Consider the following 14800-nt stretch of genomic DNA (forward strand, 5'->3'; position numbering starts at 1 on the left):
CGACGCCGGGCGGAGGCCACGACTGTACTGAGCGCCGCCGGGTCACCAGATTTCGTAGGCGGCTTCGTCCCCGTGCACGATGACGGCCCAGATCACGAGGACGTCGAGAGCGATCACGATCGCGCCCCAGATCGGGTACGCGGACAGGAAGGCCAGCTGCGCCAAGGCGTTGAAGCCGGCGAGCGCGACCGTGCAGACGCGCGCCCACTGCGCGCCGGTGAACAGCGCGATCCCGGTCAGCACGGCGAGCACGCCCACGATCAGGTGGAGCCAGCCCCAGCCGGTCAGGGAGAAGACCAGCAGGCCGGACGGGCCGACGACGTAGTAGTGCCGGTCCACCAGCGCGACCAGGCCTTCGATCACGGTGAACAGTCCGGCGAGGACGGTGACGGCCCCGGCGAACCAGATCCAGCCGGTCCGGCGCGTCCTGGCGACAGGCCGCCGCGGCTGCTGGACGCCCGCCGTTCCGGGCCGGGGGTGCATGCGTTCGGTCATGGTCTCTCTTCCTCGTTCGTCGACGGGCTGCGGACCCGGGCGATCATGGTCGGGCTCCGGGCCGCCGGGCCTCGCCCGCCTCAGGTGAGATCAGGGACCGCGGCGGCGCGGGCTTTCACCCGGCGCGGGCGAAGCCGTGCTCGGCCGGACGGGAAACAGTGCGGCGGACCACCGATCCCGGACCGAGGAGAAGTCATGGCCACGTTGACCGTGTGGAGGTTCCCGACCGTCGACGGCGCGGAAAACGCACTGGATCTGCTGCAGCGGCTGCAGAAACAGCAGCTGATCTCGATCGCCGACGCGGCGCGCGTGAGCTGGCCGGAGGGCCGGAAGAAGCCGAAGACCAAGGAACTCGGCTCGCTGACCGGCGCCGGCGCGCTGGGCGGGACGTTCTGGGGCCTGCTGTTCGGGCTGATCTTCCTCGTGCCCCTGCTGGGCGCGGCCGTCGGCGCGGCGATCGGGGCGCTGACCGGATCGCTGCGGCACGTCGGAATCGACGAGGAGTTCATCGACACCGTCCGGACCCAGGTCACCCCCGGCACGTCCGCGCTGTTCGTCATGTCGGACAACGCCGTGCTGGACCGGGTCGCCGAACCGTTCAAGGAAACCGGCGCTTCGCTGCTGACCACCAACCTCTCCGCGGAGGAGGAAGCCCGGCTGCGCGCCGCCTTCGGCGAACCGGACCAGCTCTAGCACCCCTCGCCACCGGGCCCTCGCCGAATCGCTCGGCGAGGGCCCGTTCGCGGCGGCGCCCCCGAGCGTCGCCGCGACCACCCGCGAGTCCACCCTGCGCACTCGCCCGCGTTCCGTCGTCACCCGCCGCGGATGACCCCGCTTCACCCCCGGCGGGCGACGCCCCGGCCGGTTCCGCCGCCGACGATCCGTCCCATGCCCTTCACCGACAAGGACACCAGCCTCCGGACCGCCCGCGCCGCGCGCGCCGCCGTGCCCGCCGCCCGCCACGCGGAGTTCCCCAGCGCCGTCCAGCGCGCCGATCCCCTCTCCCTGCTGGCCCGCCAGGATTCCGGCCGGGTGCCCGAACTGCTGCCCCTGCGCTACACCCGGCTGGCCGCCTCGCCGCTGGCGTACTTCCGCGGCACTGCGCTGCCCGCCGCCGCAGACCTCGCCGCCACGCCGCGCACCGGATTCCCGGTCCAGGCCTGCGGAGACGCCCAGCTGGCCAACTTCGGCCTGTTCGCCGCGCCCGGCCGACGGCTGGTCTTCGACTTCGCCGACTTCGACGAAACCCTGCGCGCGCCCTGGGAATGGGATGTCAAACGCTTGGCCGCGAGCTTCGAGGTCACCAGCCGCGAGAGCGGGCACCCCACCGGGCAACGCCGACGCACGGTGCTCGCCGCAGTCGAGTCATACCGGCTGGCCATGCACGATTTCGCGCGCCGGACCCCGCTGGAGATCTTCTTCGCTCCTCCAGACGCCAGGACTTTGCGCACGGTCGCGGCGCACCGCCTCGGCCGCCGACGCACCGCGGAGGCGTTCCGGCACACCGAAATCCGCGACGGCCAGTTACAGCTGGCCGCACGCGCGCCGTGGGCCGTCGCGACCGGACGGCTCGGCGGGGACGGAGATCCGGCGACGCTCGCTGATCGCCTCGGCGCCGTGCTCAGGCGGTACCGGCGCTCGCTCGGCCCCGCGCGCCGGGCCGTGCTGGACCGCTACCGGCTGGCCGACGTCGCCCGCGCCGTGCCCGGGCCGACCGGATCGGGCGCCCGGTGCTGGGTCGCGCTGCTCGTCCGGACGGACACCGGCGACCCGCTTCTGCTGCAGGTGAAGGAAGCCCGGCCGTCAGTTCTGCAGGAGTGCACCGGCGCCTCCGCACTGGACAGCCCCGGCAGGCGAGTAGTCACCGGGCAACGGCTGATCCAGGCCGCGGGCGACGTCTTCCTCGGCTGGGCCCGCTCCCCCGGATTCGACGGCCCCGCCCGCGATTTCCACGTCCGCAGGCTGCGCGACGACCGGGGTTCCGCCGACGCCACGACGATGACCCCGGACGTCCTGCGCGCCAACGCCCGGCTGTGCGGATGGACTCTGGCCAAGGCGCACGCGCGCACCGGCGACGCCCTCGCGATCGCCGCGTACCTCGGCTCCGGGCCGGGTTTCGCCGAAGCCGTGCGGGAATTCGCGATGGCCTGCGCCGACCAGAACGAACGCGACTACGCCGCGCTGCGGCAGGCGATCCGGCTCGGCCGCGTCGCGGCGGCCGGTTCGTGACGGACCGCCCCGGCTTCACACGAGCGCGCGGTGCTCCGTCCGGGGGAGTTCGCGGACCCGGTGGACGGATTCGACGTGCATCCCGAGCGATTCGAGCCTGCCCAGGATTCGCGCGAGATCGCCGGGACCGGCCACCGCGGCGAACACAATCGTTTCCGGCGGAACGGGAACGACCAGCACGTCGCGGAAATCGGCGGCGCTTTCGGCAACCCCTCCCGGAATGGCGCCGCAGCCGCGGAAAACGTAATTCGCGCGGCCGCGCGGACCCAGGGTCATCGACGGCCCCCGTCCCGCCCCGCCGAGTACCAGGCGAAGCCCGCGACCGCCAGATCGAGCAGCACCACGAACGCCGACCAGCCGTGCGTCGGCAGCAGGACCAGCCGCGCGACCAGGTCCGCGGCGGCGCGGATGCCCATCCGGAGCCGGGCGGGCGAGGCCAGCCCGGCGAGCGCGACGGTCAGCCCGAGGATCGCCGCCCCGGCGCCGATCGAGCCCGTGCGCACCAGGTCGAGCACCACGATTTCGCCCGGCCCGAGCCAGCCGAACGGCGCGCGGGCGAATCGTCCGCGACCGCCCGCCGAGGAATTGCCGCGTATTTTCACCCGCCCCACGATTCCGCCGCCGGACGCGGTTTTCCTCGCCCGGAGCGGATGAGCCGCGCGCATTGCCTGGCAAGATCCGCCGGAATCGCCCCGAGCCGACCGCGAAGGAGAATTGCGCATGTGCCGACGCCGCGACATCTCGCTCCGGAGACAAGTGCCGAGAACGAAAATCGCCGTTCCCGGGCCGCCTGCGGATCTCGTGTCGCGGCCGCGGCTGCTCTCCGTCCTCGATCGCGCGCACGAGGCCGCCGTCGTGTTCGTCGGGGCCCCCGCCGGATTCGGCAAGACCGTGCTCCTCGCCGAATGGGCCCGCCGCCGCGGTGCGGTCGCCTGGCTGTCCGCGGACGCCGACGACAACGACGACCGGCTCTTCTGGTCCGCGGTCCTCGAAGCGCTCAGCCGCTGCGGCCGGTTCCCGGACGGCGATCCGGTGCGGTTCCTGGCCGTTCCCGACTCCCCGAGCACCGATCTCGCGTTCCTCGCCGAACTCGCCGACGCACTCGACGCGTTGCCGGAGCCCGTCGTGCTCGTGCTCGACAGCGCGCACGAGATCACCGCGCCGGAACCGTGGCACGGCTTGCGGGCGCTGGTGCGCCACCAGCCCGCGGGCCTGCGCCTCGCGGTCTCGAGCCGACGGGAACCGCCCTTGCCGCTGGGCCGGGCCCGGCTCGCGGGACGGCTCGTCGAAATCGGCGCCGAGCGGCTGCGGTTCACCGCGACGGAAGCGGAGGCCTTGTTCGCCGCGGCCGGACCGGCGATCCCGCCGGATCAGGTCGCGCCGCTGGTCGACCGGACCGGGGGCTGGCCAGCCGGGCTGCGCCTCGCCGCCGCGTCCGCGTCCCGGCACGGCAGCCTGTGGGACTTCGACACCGGACGCGACAGTGCTGTGCTCGCCTACCTGACCGACGAAGTCCTCGCCCCGCTCACACCGGCGCAGCGGGAACTGCTGCGCACGATCAGTGTCTGCGACGAGATCCCGGCCGGGCTCGCACCGGTGCTGAGCGGCCGGGCCGACGCGGAGGCGCTGCTGCACGAGCTGAGCGGGCCAGCCGTTCGCGCGGTCGGCCCTAGCGGCGTCACCCCTTTGCTGCGCACTTATCTGCGTGCGGAACTCCATCGCCGGGCACCGGACCGCGCGCGGACGCTGCACGCGACGGCCGCGCGCTGGTTCGCCGAGCAGGGCCAGTCCGCGCCGGCTTTGCTGCACAGCGTCCGCGCGGGCACTCCCGGCCGGGTGAGCGAACTGCTGCGCGCACATGCCGTTCCGCTGTTCCTCGCCGGCGAACACCGGATCCTCCGCTCGGCACTCGCCTCGATCGAAGACCGGCGGGTCGCGGCCGATCCGTTGGCAGCGTTGATCTCGGCCGCGCTGAGCCTGGAAGCCGCTGAAACCTCGGCGGCCTCCCTTCAACTCGCCTGGGCGGACGCTGCGTGGCCGGACCAGCCGACCGCTGAGCTGACCGTCCTGCAGCAGCTCGCACGCTCCCGGCTCGCCCAGCTCGACCGCACCCCGGCGCACGCCCGGCGAGCGGCTGAAGACGTCGACGAGAAACTCGCGGCCGAGACCGGTCTCGCCGGACTGGCGGCTCTGCACCGGGCCGAACTCCTCAGCGATCGCGAAGAAGCCCGGCGGACTCTGGAACGATGCCTCGCCACCGCAGAAGAACTCGGACAGCACTTCACCGTCGCCCGCTGCCTCGCCGCGCTCGCCGAGATCGCATGCCACGAAGGCGATTACCCGGCGATGGACCGGCTCGCCCGCCGCGGTCGGACGAACCCGTTCCAGAACGCACAGGCCGCGGCCCTGCTGGCGTACGGGGCGTTGATCCGCGGCGAGCCAGCCGACTGCGTCGACCACGCGAAACGGGTCGAGCAGCTGCTCCGCGACGCCCCCGCGCGAGCGGCCCGCACCCTGCGGCTGTTCGCGGAAACCCTGCGCGGGGCCGCCGAATTCGAACTCGGCGGCTGGCACGCCGCGCTCCGGCGGATGCGCCGGGCTCGCCGCCGCCTCGGGACCGGCCGGACCTGCCCTGCCGCGCACACCACCCTGTGCGCCGTGCTGGAACAGCGCGCGGCCCTGCGGCTGGGCGCGGCGGGCCAGGCCAAGGAAGCCGTTCGCTGGGCCGCGCCCGCGCTCGCCGGTTCGGGCGAGGAACTGCTCGTGCGCGCGAGGACCCAGCTGCGGCTCGGCCGCCACCACGCGGCCAGTTCCGTATTGCGGTCACTGGACGAAGTCCCGATGACGCTCCCCTGGGCCGCGGTCGAGGCAACGCTGGTCGGGGTGCAGGCCGCGCTGGCCGGCGGCGCGCGGGAACGGGCGGCCCGGCTGCTCGACGACGCCCTGCGCGCGGCCGGGCCCGCCGGGATCCGGTTCCCGTTCGTTTTCGCCCCGCCCGACCTCGTCCGGTTCCTGACCAGCCGGCTCGGCACGCTCGGCGCCGGCGAGCGGTTCGCCGGGGAAATCCTCGCGGTGCGGCGGCGGCTGCGCACCCCGCCGATGCCCGAGCCGCTGACCGAACGCGAACGCGGCGTCCTGCGGCTGCTGCCGACCCAGCGGTCCATCGACGAGATCGCCGAGGACCTGACCGTCTCGCCCAACACGGTCAAGACCCACGTCCGCGGGATCTACGCGAAGCTCGCCGTCCGCAGCCGCCGCGAGGCGGTCGCGGTCGCACGGGAGCGCGGGCTGCTCGAACACGAGATCCCGGACTTCACGGCTTGACCGCCCGCCTCTCCGCAGCGGTGGTCGTCTGTGAGGGGAACACCGAGGGAGTCTGATTCCCTCAGAAGGTGTTGTGGAACCTGGCTTTGGTGCGGTGACCGCGCCACCAGGCTCCCGCCTCGCCCCCGGCGGGCGAGGCGGGCGCGCCCGGGATCCGGTCGGGTGGGCCGGGAACGGGCCGGCGCTCGGCCGGCCCCGGACCCCGGCGAGGAGAGGTCATGACCCTGGCGAGCGCGGAGTACCCGTTCTTCGACGTGATGGCGACGATGCTGGTGTTCTTCTGCTGGGTCGCCTGGTTCGGCCTGCTGTTCGTGGCCGTCGGCGATCTTTTCCGCCGCCCCGGCGTCTCCGGCTGGGCCAAGGCGGGCTGGATCCTGCTGATGCTCGTGCTGCCGGTCCTCGGCGTCCTGCTCTACCTCGGCATCGAAGGCAGGCACATGCGCGAGCGGGAAGCCGCCGTGCAGCGCCGGTTCGACGACTACGTGCGTTCAGTGTCCACATCGGACACCACGAGCGCGGCCCAGATCGCCGAGGCCAGGCGACTGCTGGACGACGGCGTCATCAACGACGCCGAATACCAGACCCTGATGCGGAAGGCACTCGCGCCGTGACCCCGTCGCTGCGGTGGCGGTTCGTCCGTCTCGCGGTGCTCCGGCCGCTGCTCACCGTCACCGCGCTGGTCTGCGTCTACTACCTGCTCCCAGTCGGCCGGCCGCTGGGACCGTGGACGCTGGCCGTCCTCGTCGCCGGGCTCGCCGTCGTGGTGCTGCTGGTCGTCGGCGAGGTGCGGATGATCCTGCGCTCGCCGTTCCCGGCCGGACAGGGCGTCCAGGCGCTGGCGCTCGTCGTCCCGTTGTTCCTGCTGCTGTTCGCGAACGGCTACTACGTGCTCGGCCACGCCCGTCCCGGATCCTTCAGCACGGGCCTCACGCGCACCGACGCGCTGTACTTCACGGTCACGGTGTTCAGCTCGGTCGGTTTCGGGGACATCGCCCCGGTTTCCGCCTCCGCCCGGGTGCTCGTGCTGCTCCAGATGGTCGCGGACCTGGTCGTGCTGGGCGTGGTGCTGCGGGTCGTCGTGGCCGCGGTGCGCCGCCGCCGACCGTCTGCAAGGGACAGATCACTCCGGAGCGGGCAGCAGCAGGGCGGCGACGAGGCCGGCGGCCGCCGCGACAACCAACGTCGTGAGGGCGAGCGCGAAGGACCGGTCCCCGAGATGCGGCGTCCCCGCCAGGACGGACCCGGCCAGCGCGGTCCCGACCGACGAGCCGAGGTTGGACACACTGCGCGACACCCCCGAAATGTCGCCCTGCGCCGAATCCGGGAAGCGGGACTGCACCAGGTTCGCCGACGCCGTCAGCATGATCCCGACCCCGGCCCCGAGCAGGAACAGCCCGGGAACCAAGCTCGAATCGACGCGCACCAGCAGAAGCACGAGGACCAATCCGGCGACAGCGAGGACGAACCCGCCGCGGATCAGCCGCCGCTGGGAATGCCGTCGCGCCATCCGGCCCGCGGCGGCCGAAGCGGCGAGGATGCCGACCGTCGCGGGCGTCAGCAGCAACCCGGTCTCGATTGCGTTGAAGCCGCGAACCTCCTGCAGGAAGACCGCCACCACGAAGAACGCGCCCTGCAGGACGAGCCATTGCACGTGCTGAGTCGCCAAGCCGAGTCCCGTGATTCGGTCGCGGAACAGCCCCGGCGGTACCAACGGCTCCCGGCCAGCCCGTTCCCGCGCGCGGAGGTGGGCGAAGAACACCGCTAGCAGCGCGGCACCGAGCACGGCGAACAGCCATACCGGCGAGATGCTTCCGGCCGGAATCAGCACCACCCCGCCGACGGCGAAGTCCGCCCGGGAAACGAGCCAGCCGTATTCGCCGGATTGCAGGACCCCGAAGACGACGAAGAACAGGCCCGCCGCCGAAAGGATCGCCCCGCCGACGTCGAAACCCTTGCCGCGGGGCGGCGCGGGCGGTTCGGCGACCCGCAGTGCCAGCAGGACGATCAGGCCGACCAGCAGCACCTGCAGCAGGAACGACGCGCGCCAGCCGAGCCACGCCGTGACCAGGCCGCCGAGCAGCGGACCGGCCGCCGCACCGAGCGCGCCCGCCCCGCTGACCACGCCGAGAGCCCGCGCCCGAGCCGTCAGGTCCCTGCTGGTCACGGTGACCAGGATGTAGATCGGCGGGATCATCAGCGCCGAACCGATCCCCTCCAGCAGCGAGTAGCCCAGGATCAGCATCCCGGGCCCGCGCGCGAGCGAAGCCAGCAGCGCGCCGGTGCCGTAGACGGCCAGCCCGGCCAGGAAACATCGCTTGCGGCCCAGCACATCGCTCAGCTTGCTGCCCGGCACCATCAGCGACGCCATGGTCAGCGTGAACACGGTGATCGCCGTCTGCACGCCGAGCACGGTGGTGCCCAGATCCGCGGCGACGGCGCTGACCGCGACGGTCATGGTGGTCGCCGCGTAGCTCGCGACGAACTGGGCGAGGGCAAGGGGCAGCACGATCATCGGCGGGCCTTCCAGCTCGGGTCCCGCACACGGTGGCCGGACCGCGTCCCGGCCACCTCACCCCGCGCGGATGAGGCGGCCCCGGCCCGCTCCGGCGACGGTGCGGACAAGAAAACCCTTGCCGCTACGGAGGAATCATGACCGAGACCACGATCGCCGAGCACGCCCTGATCGGCGACCTGCAGACCGCCGCCCTGGTGACGACCGACGGTTCGATCGACTGGTTCTGCTCGCCGCGGTTCGATTCGGCGTCGGTCTTCGGCGCGCTGCTCGACGACGAGCGCGGCGGCCGGTTCCGCATCCGCCCGGCCGGGGCCTGCGCGAGTTCGCAGATGTACCACCCGGACACCGCGGTGCTGATCACCCGGTTCTCCGGCCCGGACGGGATCGGCGAGGTGGTCGACTTCATGCCGCCGTGCGACGAGGCACCGGCCCGGCGGCACCGGATCGCCCGGCTCGTGCGCTGCGTCCGCGGCCGGATGGCCTTCGACGTGGTGGTCGCGCCCCGCTTCGACTACGGCCGCCGTCCGCACCGGGCGATGCTGGTCAAGAACGGGGCCGTGTTCACCGCGCCCGGGATGTCGATGGTGCTGCACGCGGTCCGCGAGCCGGGCGACGAGCACCTCGCCGAGGCGCGCGTCGAAGGCGAGGACGTGCATCTGCGGCTCGAACTCGACGCGGGCGAGGTCCGCGGGGTCGTGCTGGAGACCGGGGCCGACGCGCCGCCGAGGGAGATCGGCGTCGGCGAGTTCACCGCGCTGTTCGAGTCCACTGTGGACTGGTGGCGCGGCTGGCTCGCCCGCTCCGCCTACCGCGGCCGCTGGCGCGAAATCGTGTCCCGTTCGGCGATCACCCTCAAACTGCTCACCTACGCGCCGACCGGCGGGCTGGTCGCCGCGCCCACCCTCGGGCTGCCCGAGCGGATCGGCGGGGAACGCAACTGGGACTACCGCTACACCTGGGTCCGCGACGCTTCGTTCTCCGTTTCCGCGCTGCTGGCGCTCGGCTTCGCCGAGGAGGCCGCCCGGTTCGGGAGCTGGCTCGGCGACCGCATCCGCGACGGCGACGGCGGGGCCAGCGGGCCGCTCGCCGTCCTGTACCGGGTCGACGGCACGTCGGACCTGCGGGAGGAACGCCTCGCGCACTGGTCAGGCCACCGCGGGTCGAGCCCGGTCCGGATCGGCAACGCCGCGGCCGGGCAGCTGCAGCTCGACATCTACGGCGAGGCCATCGACAGCGTCTTCGCCGCCGACCGCGCCGGATTCGAGCTGCCGCACCAGGGCTGGACCGCGCTCCGCGCCGCCCTCGACTGGCTCGGCGACCACTGGGACCAGCCCGAGGAGGGCATCTGGGAAACCCGCGGCGACCGGAAACGCTTCACCTACGGCCGCCTGATGAGCTGGGTCGCGTTCGACCGCGCCATCCGGCTGGCGGACGCGCACGGCCGTCCCGCACCGGTCGAGGACTGGACCTGGCAGCGCGACAGCATCCACAGCCAGATCCTCAGCCGCGGCTGGCACCGCACGCGCAACGCCTTCGTCCAGCACGACACCGGCGACGAACTGGACGCGGCCCTGCTTCGCATGCCCCGCACCGGTTTCCTCCCGGCCAAGGACCCGCTCTGGCTCTCGACGCTCGACGCGATCAAGGACGGCCTGGTGACCGACAGCCTCGTCTACCGCTACGACCCGGTCGCGTCCCCGGACGGGCTGGCCGGCGGCGAAGGCACGTTCTCGTTGTGCAGCTTCGACTACGTCGACGCGCTGACCCGCGCGGGCCGGCTGGACGAGGCCCGCACCGCGTTCGAGAAGATGCTGACCTACGCCAACCACGTCGGCCTGTACGCCGAAGAAATCGCGCCGACCGGCGAGCAGCTCGGCAACTTCCCGCAGGCCTTCACGCACCTGGCTCTCATCGACGCCGCGGTCACGCTCGACGCCGCGCTCGGCTGACGCGGGTCAACCCTGAGGAGGCTCCGCCTGCAACGTCCCGGCGGGCAGCCGGTCCGCTCCCCAGCTCCGCTCGAGATACCCGATGATCCGCGCGACGTCCTCGTCGGGCACCTTCTCCGGCTCCCCGTGCTCCCTCGGGTCGACGTGGAAGATGTAGAGCCGGGACGCGAACTGGTCGAACGGCAGCGAAGCCTCGCCGAACCGTTCGCCGTGGCCCGCAGTGGAGACCACGACGCCGTCGCCCCAGTCCTGCCCGCTGTCGTTGTTCGGGTTGTAGAAGTACACCCGCATGACGTCCTCGGGATCCGGGGCCGTGCGCAGGATCGTGATCGCGTGCCAGCCGACGTAGCGCGCCGCGCTGTCGGTGACCGCGATCCCGGCGGGCTGCGGGTGGATCAGCGGCTGGTCGCCGTTGTAGGACGGGTGGTAGCTCGCGTGGAACTGCCGCAGGAAATCGTCGGGGTCGACCAGCTTGCCGGTGGCGACGTCGACGTTGATCCGGAATCCCCGGGACGCCCACCAGCCGTGGAACTCCGGGTTGACCCAGCGGTGCGGATCGCCCGGCCGGTCGGCGCAGCGGCGGCCCATCTCGGCGTAGATCCGGTCCAGGTGCGGCACCACGAGCGACGACACCGGGTCCAGGTCGACCGGCAGCTCGGCCGAGAGCCCGGCGCCGGCTTCCTTCGACGAGACCGGCTGTCCCTCGAAGTGCATGACGACCTCGTCGTCGCGAGCCGCCCACACCACGACCTGCAGCAGGTAGTCCGGGTCGTTGTAGGCCCACATCGACAACGCGCGCGCCGACTGGCACGTCGGGTTGTCGCCCTGCCCGACGCCGAGCGGCTGGCCCAGCATCGACAGCACGCCCGCGAGCAGCCGCGCCTCAGGCCCCGGCTGGTCGCCGAACACCAGCGTCAGCCGTTCCCGCGCGGCGGCGGACAGCTCCAGCGCCAGCTGCCGCCACAGCGCGGGCACGACCGGCGGTTCGTAGAGGATGCCGCGGTCGAGCAGCAGCGCGAGCCCGTAGACGCACTGCGCGGTCTGCGGGTGCACGGCTTCCTCGATCAGCCGGTGGACCAGGTCGTGGTAACGCATGAGACAGTTCCGGCCCACGTCGGACAGGCCGAGCGCCTCGCCGAGCAGGTAGTCGCTTTCGTGCGCCAGGTACCGCAGCAGTTCGGCGTGGTACGGCGACACCAGCCCGGTGTCGTGCATCGCCCTGGCGAACCCGTTCGCCTCGTACTGCAGGGTGGTCGCGTCCATCGCCTCGAGCCGGGTGCGGAAGACGTCGACGCCCGGGTCCTCCCGGCACGCCTCGGTGGTCCCGAACAGGCTGGTGATGAGCCGGTCGAGCCCCTGCACCGACGAACCGCCCAGGTCGACGTCCGGGTCGCCGCGGTAGATCGAGATCCGGGTGATCAGCGATCTCACCTGGTCGACCTGGATCGGGCGCTGGCGCAGGATCCGCCAGATCTCCTCGACCACCTTGTCCAGGATGCTGTCGTAGCCGATCTGGTCGGCGAGATACCGCAGCAGGTCCCGGATCAGCTGCGCGGTCCGGCCCTGCCTCGTCCGCTCGGCCTCGCTGGGCGGGGTGAACAGCAGTTCGAGGTTCGCCCCGAGCACCTGCGACAGGAACACCCGGGCGTCCTCGGCGGGCAGCGTCGGATGCTCGTAGTCGCCGCACGCGACCGCGAGCATCCGCAGCTCGCTGGTCGCCTCGATCACCACGGTGTCGGAGTTCTCGCTGTGCAGGCCGGGGCCGACCAGCGCGGGGATGAGGATCTCCGGCGTGTCCCAGTCCGTGTCCTGGAAGACCCCCGCCTCCTCCAGCGCCCGCGCCCTGGCCCGGACCGCCGCCGCGCCGTCCGGCTGGAGCAGCACCCGGCGCAGCGCCTCCAGCACCCGCCGCAGCTTCGTGTGCTTGCCGAAGTCGCGGGTCGCGGCCATCGCCGCGACCGCGTCGTCGAGCGATGCCACGCGTTTGGCCAGCGTCGCAGTCGTGCCGGTGACGTCGGCGTTCGGCTTCAAAAGCGTCCTTCGGTCGGGGTGGCGGACTCGTCCGTGCTCAGACGTAGAAGTCCAGTTCTTCCTGCTCCTTCAGCAGGTCGCGCATCCGGTAGGGGTCGTCCCCGAAGAAGTACAGCAGACCCCAGTGCGTGCCGAACGCGGTCCTCTTCGTGACCGTCTCCTCCAGCGGCGCGGTCAGGTCGTGTGACTCGTAGTAGTCGTCGTCCTCGGTCTGCTGCGGGATCCGCAACTCGCTGACCACGCGGCGGCGCGGGTAAACGCCGAAGCAGCCGGCGACGCCGGTCGCGTCGACGACCTCCCTCGGGAAGAACGCGTCGATCTCCTCCTCGGTCGTCTTCGGGTCGAAGGACAGCACCAGCGCCTGGTAGGCGTTGAAGCCGTAGGCCCGTTCGAGCAGTTCGAAGACCTTGAACCCCGGCGGGCGGTAGGCGACCTCGCCGAAGTACATCTCGCCGTCGCTGGTGACGAAGTACTCCGGGTGCACGAAGCCGAACTCGATGTCGAAGGTCTTGACGAGCTTCTCGATCTGCGCGGTGATCTGCGGCCGGTACCGCTCCAGCTCCGGCGTCGCCGGGACGAACACCGAGTACCCGAGCGTGACGTACTCCGAGATGTTCAGGAACTTGACCTTGCCGTGGTGGATCCACGCCTCGACGGCGAACTCCCAGCCGTCCAGATGCGACTCCATCAGGACCGGGAACTCCTCCTCCGGGATCGAGTCGATCTCGTCCGGCGTGCGGATGACGCGGTGCCCGAGGCAGCCCGCCTTGTCGAACGCCTTGAGGTGGATGGGGTCGTTCGGATCGCCGTCGAGCTTGAGCAGCGTCTGGTTGACCCGCTTGAGGAACCGGACGACGTCTTCGCGGTCGTGCGCCTCCTCGAAGATGCCCACCCGGATGCCGCCGAGCTGCGCGCGCCGCTTCATCAGCGCTTTGTCCCGCAGCAGCATGGCCTGCCCGAACAGGCGCGGATTGTCCAGCAGCACGGAGTTGATCGCCCCGGCCCATTCGACGGTCTCCTCGAACAGCGGGATGGCGACGTCGACGCCTTCCTCGTGCAGGATCTCGGCGATCTCCATCGAACGGTCGTTGAGCCGCTCGAAATTCCAGGACAGATAAGGGATGTCGTGCTCGGCGCAGTACTTCTCCGCCCAGTCCGGGGCGACCACGACGTAGCGCCGGTCGAACCGGTCGAGCGCCTCGACCGCGTTGAGCGACCAGCCGAGCAGCGCTACGTATCCCTTGTCCGGGTCCTTCGCGATCGGCTCGGACTCCTGCATAAAGCGTTCCTCCGTTCAGCACGGGCGGCTCGCCACGGCGCGGCGGCCGCGGCCGTGCTGAAGGGAGGTACCCGAAACCCGCCAAATGAAACGGATCTTTCCCGCCCGGCCCGGGATCACGGGCGGGATCCGTTGCGCCATAACGGTTTACTCCGCCCCGGCGGCCCTGCCGAGCAGTGCGGACGCCGTCGCGAACGCACCGGCCAGATCGTGCCCCATCCCCGCCACGACGTCGTCCAGCCCGCGCAACTCAGCCCGTTCCAGCAGGGTCTTCTCGTTCGTCACCCACTCCCCTCGCGCGGCCAGCACCGCGTGCGCGGTCTGCATCGCCGCCACCCCGACCGAAGCCGCCGCCTCCGAAAGCCGCCCGTGCTTGACGTACGCGCTCTCGGCATACTGCAACGTCTGCGCCGCCGAAGCGCGCCAGAACTTGGGCGCGTTCTCCCGCAACAGCTCCGGGTACTCCGGCCGCGGCAGCTCCCCGCGCAGCACCCGGTTCAGCGCCAGCTCCGCCACCACCAGATAGCTCGGGATCCCGGCCAGGTGGAAGGCCAGCGGCTCCCAGTGGAACCGGCCCTTCTCCGCCTCGGCCAGCTCGTGCTCGACCACGTCCAGGTCGCGGTAGTGCACGTCCACCGGCCGTCCCTCGACGGTCAGCCAGGCCCCGCCGTTGAAGACCCCGCCGCCCCATTCGCCGAGGCCGGACACTTCGCCGGGCAGGTTGAGCGCGCGCAGGTCGTCCGGGTCGAACGCGCCGCGGTAGTACACCGCGTAGTCCCAGTCGCTGTCCGGGCGATGAGTTCCGCGCGCTCGCGAGCCGCCCAGCGCGACCGCCTCGGCTCCGGGCAAACCGGACAGCAGATCGGCCACGCGCCCGGCGAACGTTTCCTCGTCGTTTTCCTGCATCCTCCGAACATGCCATGAATCTCTGCCAAGATCGCTACGATTTTTCACCGGTTGTCCCGCAAGCCTGGGGGT

The 14800-nt window shown here is 71.9% G+C and carries 12 protein-coding genes and 1 pseudogene; 6 read left to right on the forward strand and 7 right to left on the reverse strand.

Annotation, left to right across the window (positions count from 1 at the left end; all coding sequences use genetic code 11):
* Positions 1–42: 42 nt before the first annotated feature.
* The gene (locus RPX00_RS40070) at positions 43–495 is read right to left on the reverse strand and encodes a hypothetical protein (protein ID WP_406633474.1); all 453 of its coding nucleotides are present in this window, start codon (positions 493–495) and stop codon (positions 43–45) included.
* Between the two features lie 195 nt (positions 496–690).
* On the opposite strand from RPX00_RS40070, the gene RPX00_RS40075 reads away from it, so the two are divergent.
* Both RPX00_RS40075 and RPX00_RS40080 read left to right on the forward strand, forming a co-directional pair.
* Positions 691–1188, forward strand: a complete 498-nt coding sequence (locus RPX00_RS40075; protein ID WP_406633476.1) for a DUF1269 domain-containing protein — start codon at positions 691–693, stop codon at positions 1186–1188.
* Positions 1189–1383: 195 nt separating this feature from the next.
* Positions 1384–2724 carry a DUF2252 domain-containing protein gene (locus RPX00_RS40080; protein ID WP_406633478.1) on the forward strand — a complete coding sequence of 447 codons (1341 nt, stop codon included), beginning with the start codon at positions 1384–1386 and terminating at the stop codon, positions 2722–2724.
* A gap of 15 nt (positions 2725–2739) precedes the next feature.
* On the opposite strand, the gene RPX00_RS40085 is transcribed toward RPX00_RS40080, so the two are convergent.
* A complete protein-coding gene (locus RPX00_RS40085) occupies positions 2740–3000 on the reverse strand; it encodes a hypothetical protein (protein WP_406633480.1) in 261 nt (86 codons plus the stop codon).
* Positions 2997–3326, reverse strand: coding sequence for a hypothetical protein (locus RPX00_RS40090; RefSeq protein ID WP_406633482.1), 330 nt, complete (start codon positions 3324–3326; stop codon positions 2997–2999). The genes RPX00_RS40085 and RPX00_RS40090 overlap by 4 nt, the downstream gene beginning before the upstream one ends.
* A 118-nt stretch (positions 3327–3444) precedes the next feature.
* Between RPX00_RS40090 and RPX00_RS40095 the strand changes: the two genes are divergently transcribed.
* From RPX00_RS40095 to RPX00_RS40105, 3 genes and pseudogenes are all read left to right on the forward strand, one after another.
* Complete coding sequence (locus RPX00_RS40095; RefSeq protein ID WP_406633484.1) at positions 3445–6048, forward strand: LuxR C-terminal-related transcriptional regulator; 2604 nt, start codon at positions 3445–3447, stop codon at positions 6046–6048.
* 218 nt (positions 6049–6266) lie between these two features.
* Entirely contained in the window at positions 6267–6659 is a 393-nt protein-coding gene (locus RPX00_RS40100) for an SHOCT domain-containing protein (protein WP_406633486.1), read from the forward strand.
* A gap of 179 nt (positions 6660–6838) precedes the next feature.
* A pseudogene (locus RPX00_RS40105) lies at positions 6839–7081 on the forward strand (ion channel); the annotation flags it as partial.
* Between the two features lie 87 nt (positions 7082–7168).
* On the opposite strand, the gene RPX00_RS40110 reads toward RPX00_RS40105, so the two are convergent.
* Positions 7169–8560 (reverse strand): MFS transporter, encoded by a 1392-nt coding sequence (locus RPX00_RS40110; RefSeq protein WP_406633488.1) that lies wholly within the window; start codon positions 8558–8560, stop codon positions 7169–7171.
* Positions 8561–8697: 137 nt separating this feature from the next.
* On the opposite strand from RPX00_RS40110, the gene RPX00_RS40115 reads away from it, so the two are divergent.
* Positions 8698–10512 carry a glycoside hydrolase family 15 protein gene (locus RPX00_RS40115; RefSeq protein WP_406633490.1) on the forward strand — a complete coding sequence of 605 codons (1815 nt, stop codon included), beginning with the start codon at positions 8698–8700 and terminating at the stop codon, positions 10510–10512.
* Positions 10513–10518: 6 nt separating this feature from the next.
* Here RPX00_RS40115 and RPX00_RS40120 read toward each other — a convergent pair whose 3' ends face one another.
* From RPX00_RS40120 to RPX00_RS40130, 3 genes are all read right to left on the reverse strand, one after another.
* Positions 10519–12543, reverse strand: coding sequence for a hypothetical protein (locus RPX00_RS40120; RefSeq protein ID WP_406633492.1), 2025 nt, complete (start codon positions 12541–12543; stop codon positions 10519–10521).
* A gap of 37 nt (positions 12544–12580) precedes the next feature.
* Positions 12581–13822 (reverse strand): acetyl-CoA carboxylase biotin carboxylase subunit family protein, encoded by a 1242-nt coding sequence (locus tag RPX00_RS40125; protein WP_406633494.1) that lies wholly within the window; start codon positions 13820–13822, stop codon positions 12581–12583.
* A gap of 147 nt (positions 13823–13969) precedes the next feature.
* Entirely contained in the window at positions 13970–14728 is a 759-nt protein-coding gene (locus RPX00_RS40130; protein WP_406633496.1) for a nucleotidyltransferase domain-containing protein, read from the reverse strand.
* Positions 14729–14800: the final 72 nt, after the last annotated feature.

The organism is Amycolatopsis sp. WGS_07, from assembly GCF_045278895.1.
In the GTDB taxonomy this organism is placed as follows: Bacteria; Actinomycetota; Actinomycetes; order Mycobacteriales; family Pseudonocardiaceae; genus Amycolatopsis.

What these genes read in the sequence shown, in the direction of transcription:
- RPX00_RS40070 (WP_406633474.1), bottom strand. Translation starts at nt 495, where the DNA reads ATGACCGAACGCATGCACCCCCGGCCCGGAACGGCGGGCGTCCAGCAG.
- RPX00_RS40075 (WP_406633476.1), top strand. Translation starts at nt 691, where the DNA reads ATGGCCACGTTGACCGTGTGGAGGTTCCCGACCGTCGACGGCGCGGAA.
- RPX00_RS40080 (WP_406633478.1), top strand. Translation starts at nt 1,384, where the DNA reads ATGCCCTTCACCGACAAGGACACCAGCCTCCGGACCGCCCGCGCCGCG.
- RPX00_RS40085 (WP_406633480.1), bottom strand. Translation starts at nt 3,000, where the DNA reads ATGACCCTGGGTCCGCGCGGCCGCGCGAATTACGTTTTCCGCGGCTGC.
- RPX00_RS40095 (WP_406633484.1), top strand. Translation starts at nt 3,445, where the DNA reads ATGTGCCGACGCCGCGACATCTCGCTCCGGAGACAAGTGCCGAGAACG.
- RPX00_RS40100 (WP_406633486.1), top strand. Translation starts at nt 6,267, where the DNA reads ATGACCCTGGCGAGCGCGGAGTACCCGTTCTTCGACGTGATGGCGACG.
- RPX00_RS40110 (WP_406633488.1), bottom strand. Translation starts at nt 8,560, where the DNA reads ATGATCGTGCTGCCCCTTGCCCTCGCCCAGTTCGTCGCGAGCTACGCG.
- RPX00_RS40115 (WP_406633490.1), top strand. Translation starts at nt 8,698, where the DNA reads ATGACCGAGACCACGATCGCCGAGCACGCCCTGATCGGCGACCTGCAG.
- RPX00_RS40125 (WP_406633494.1), bottom strand. Translation starts at nt 13,822, where the DNA reads ATGCAGGAGTCCGAGCCGATCGCGAAGGACCCGGACAAGGGATACGTA.
- RPX00_RS40130 (WP_406633496.1), bottom strand. Translation starts at nt 14,728, where the DNA reads ATGCAGGAAAACGACGAGGAAACGTTCGCCGGGCGCGTGGCCGATCTG.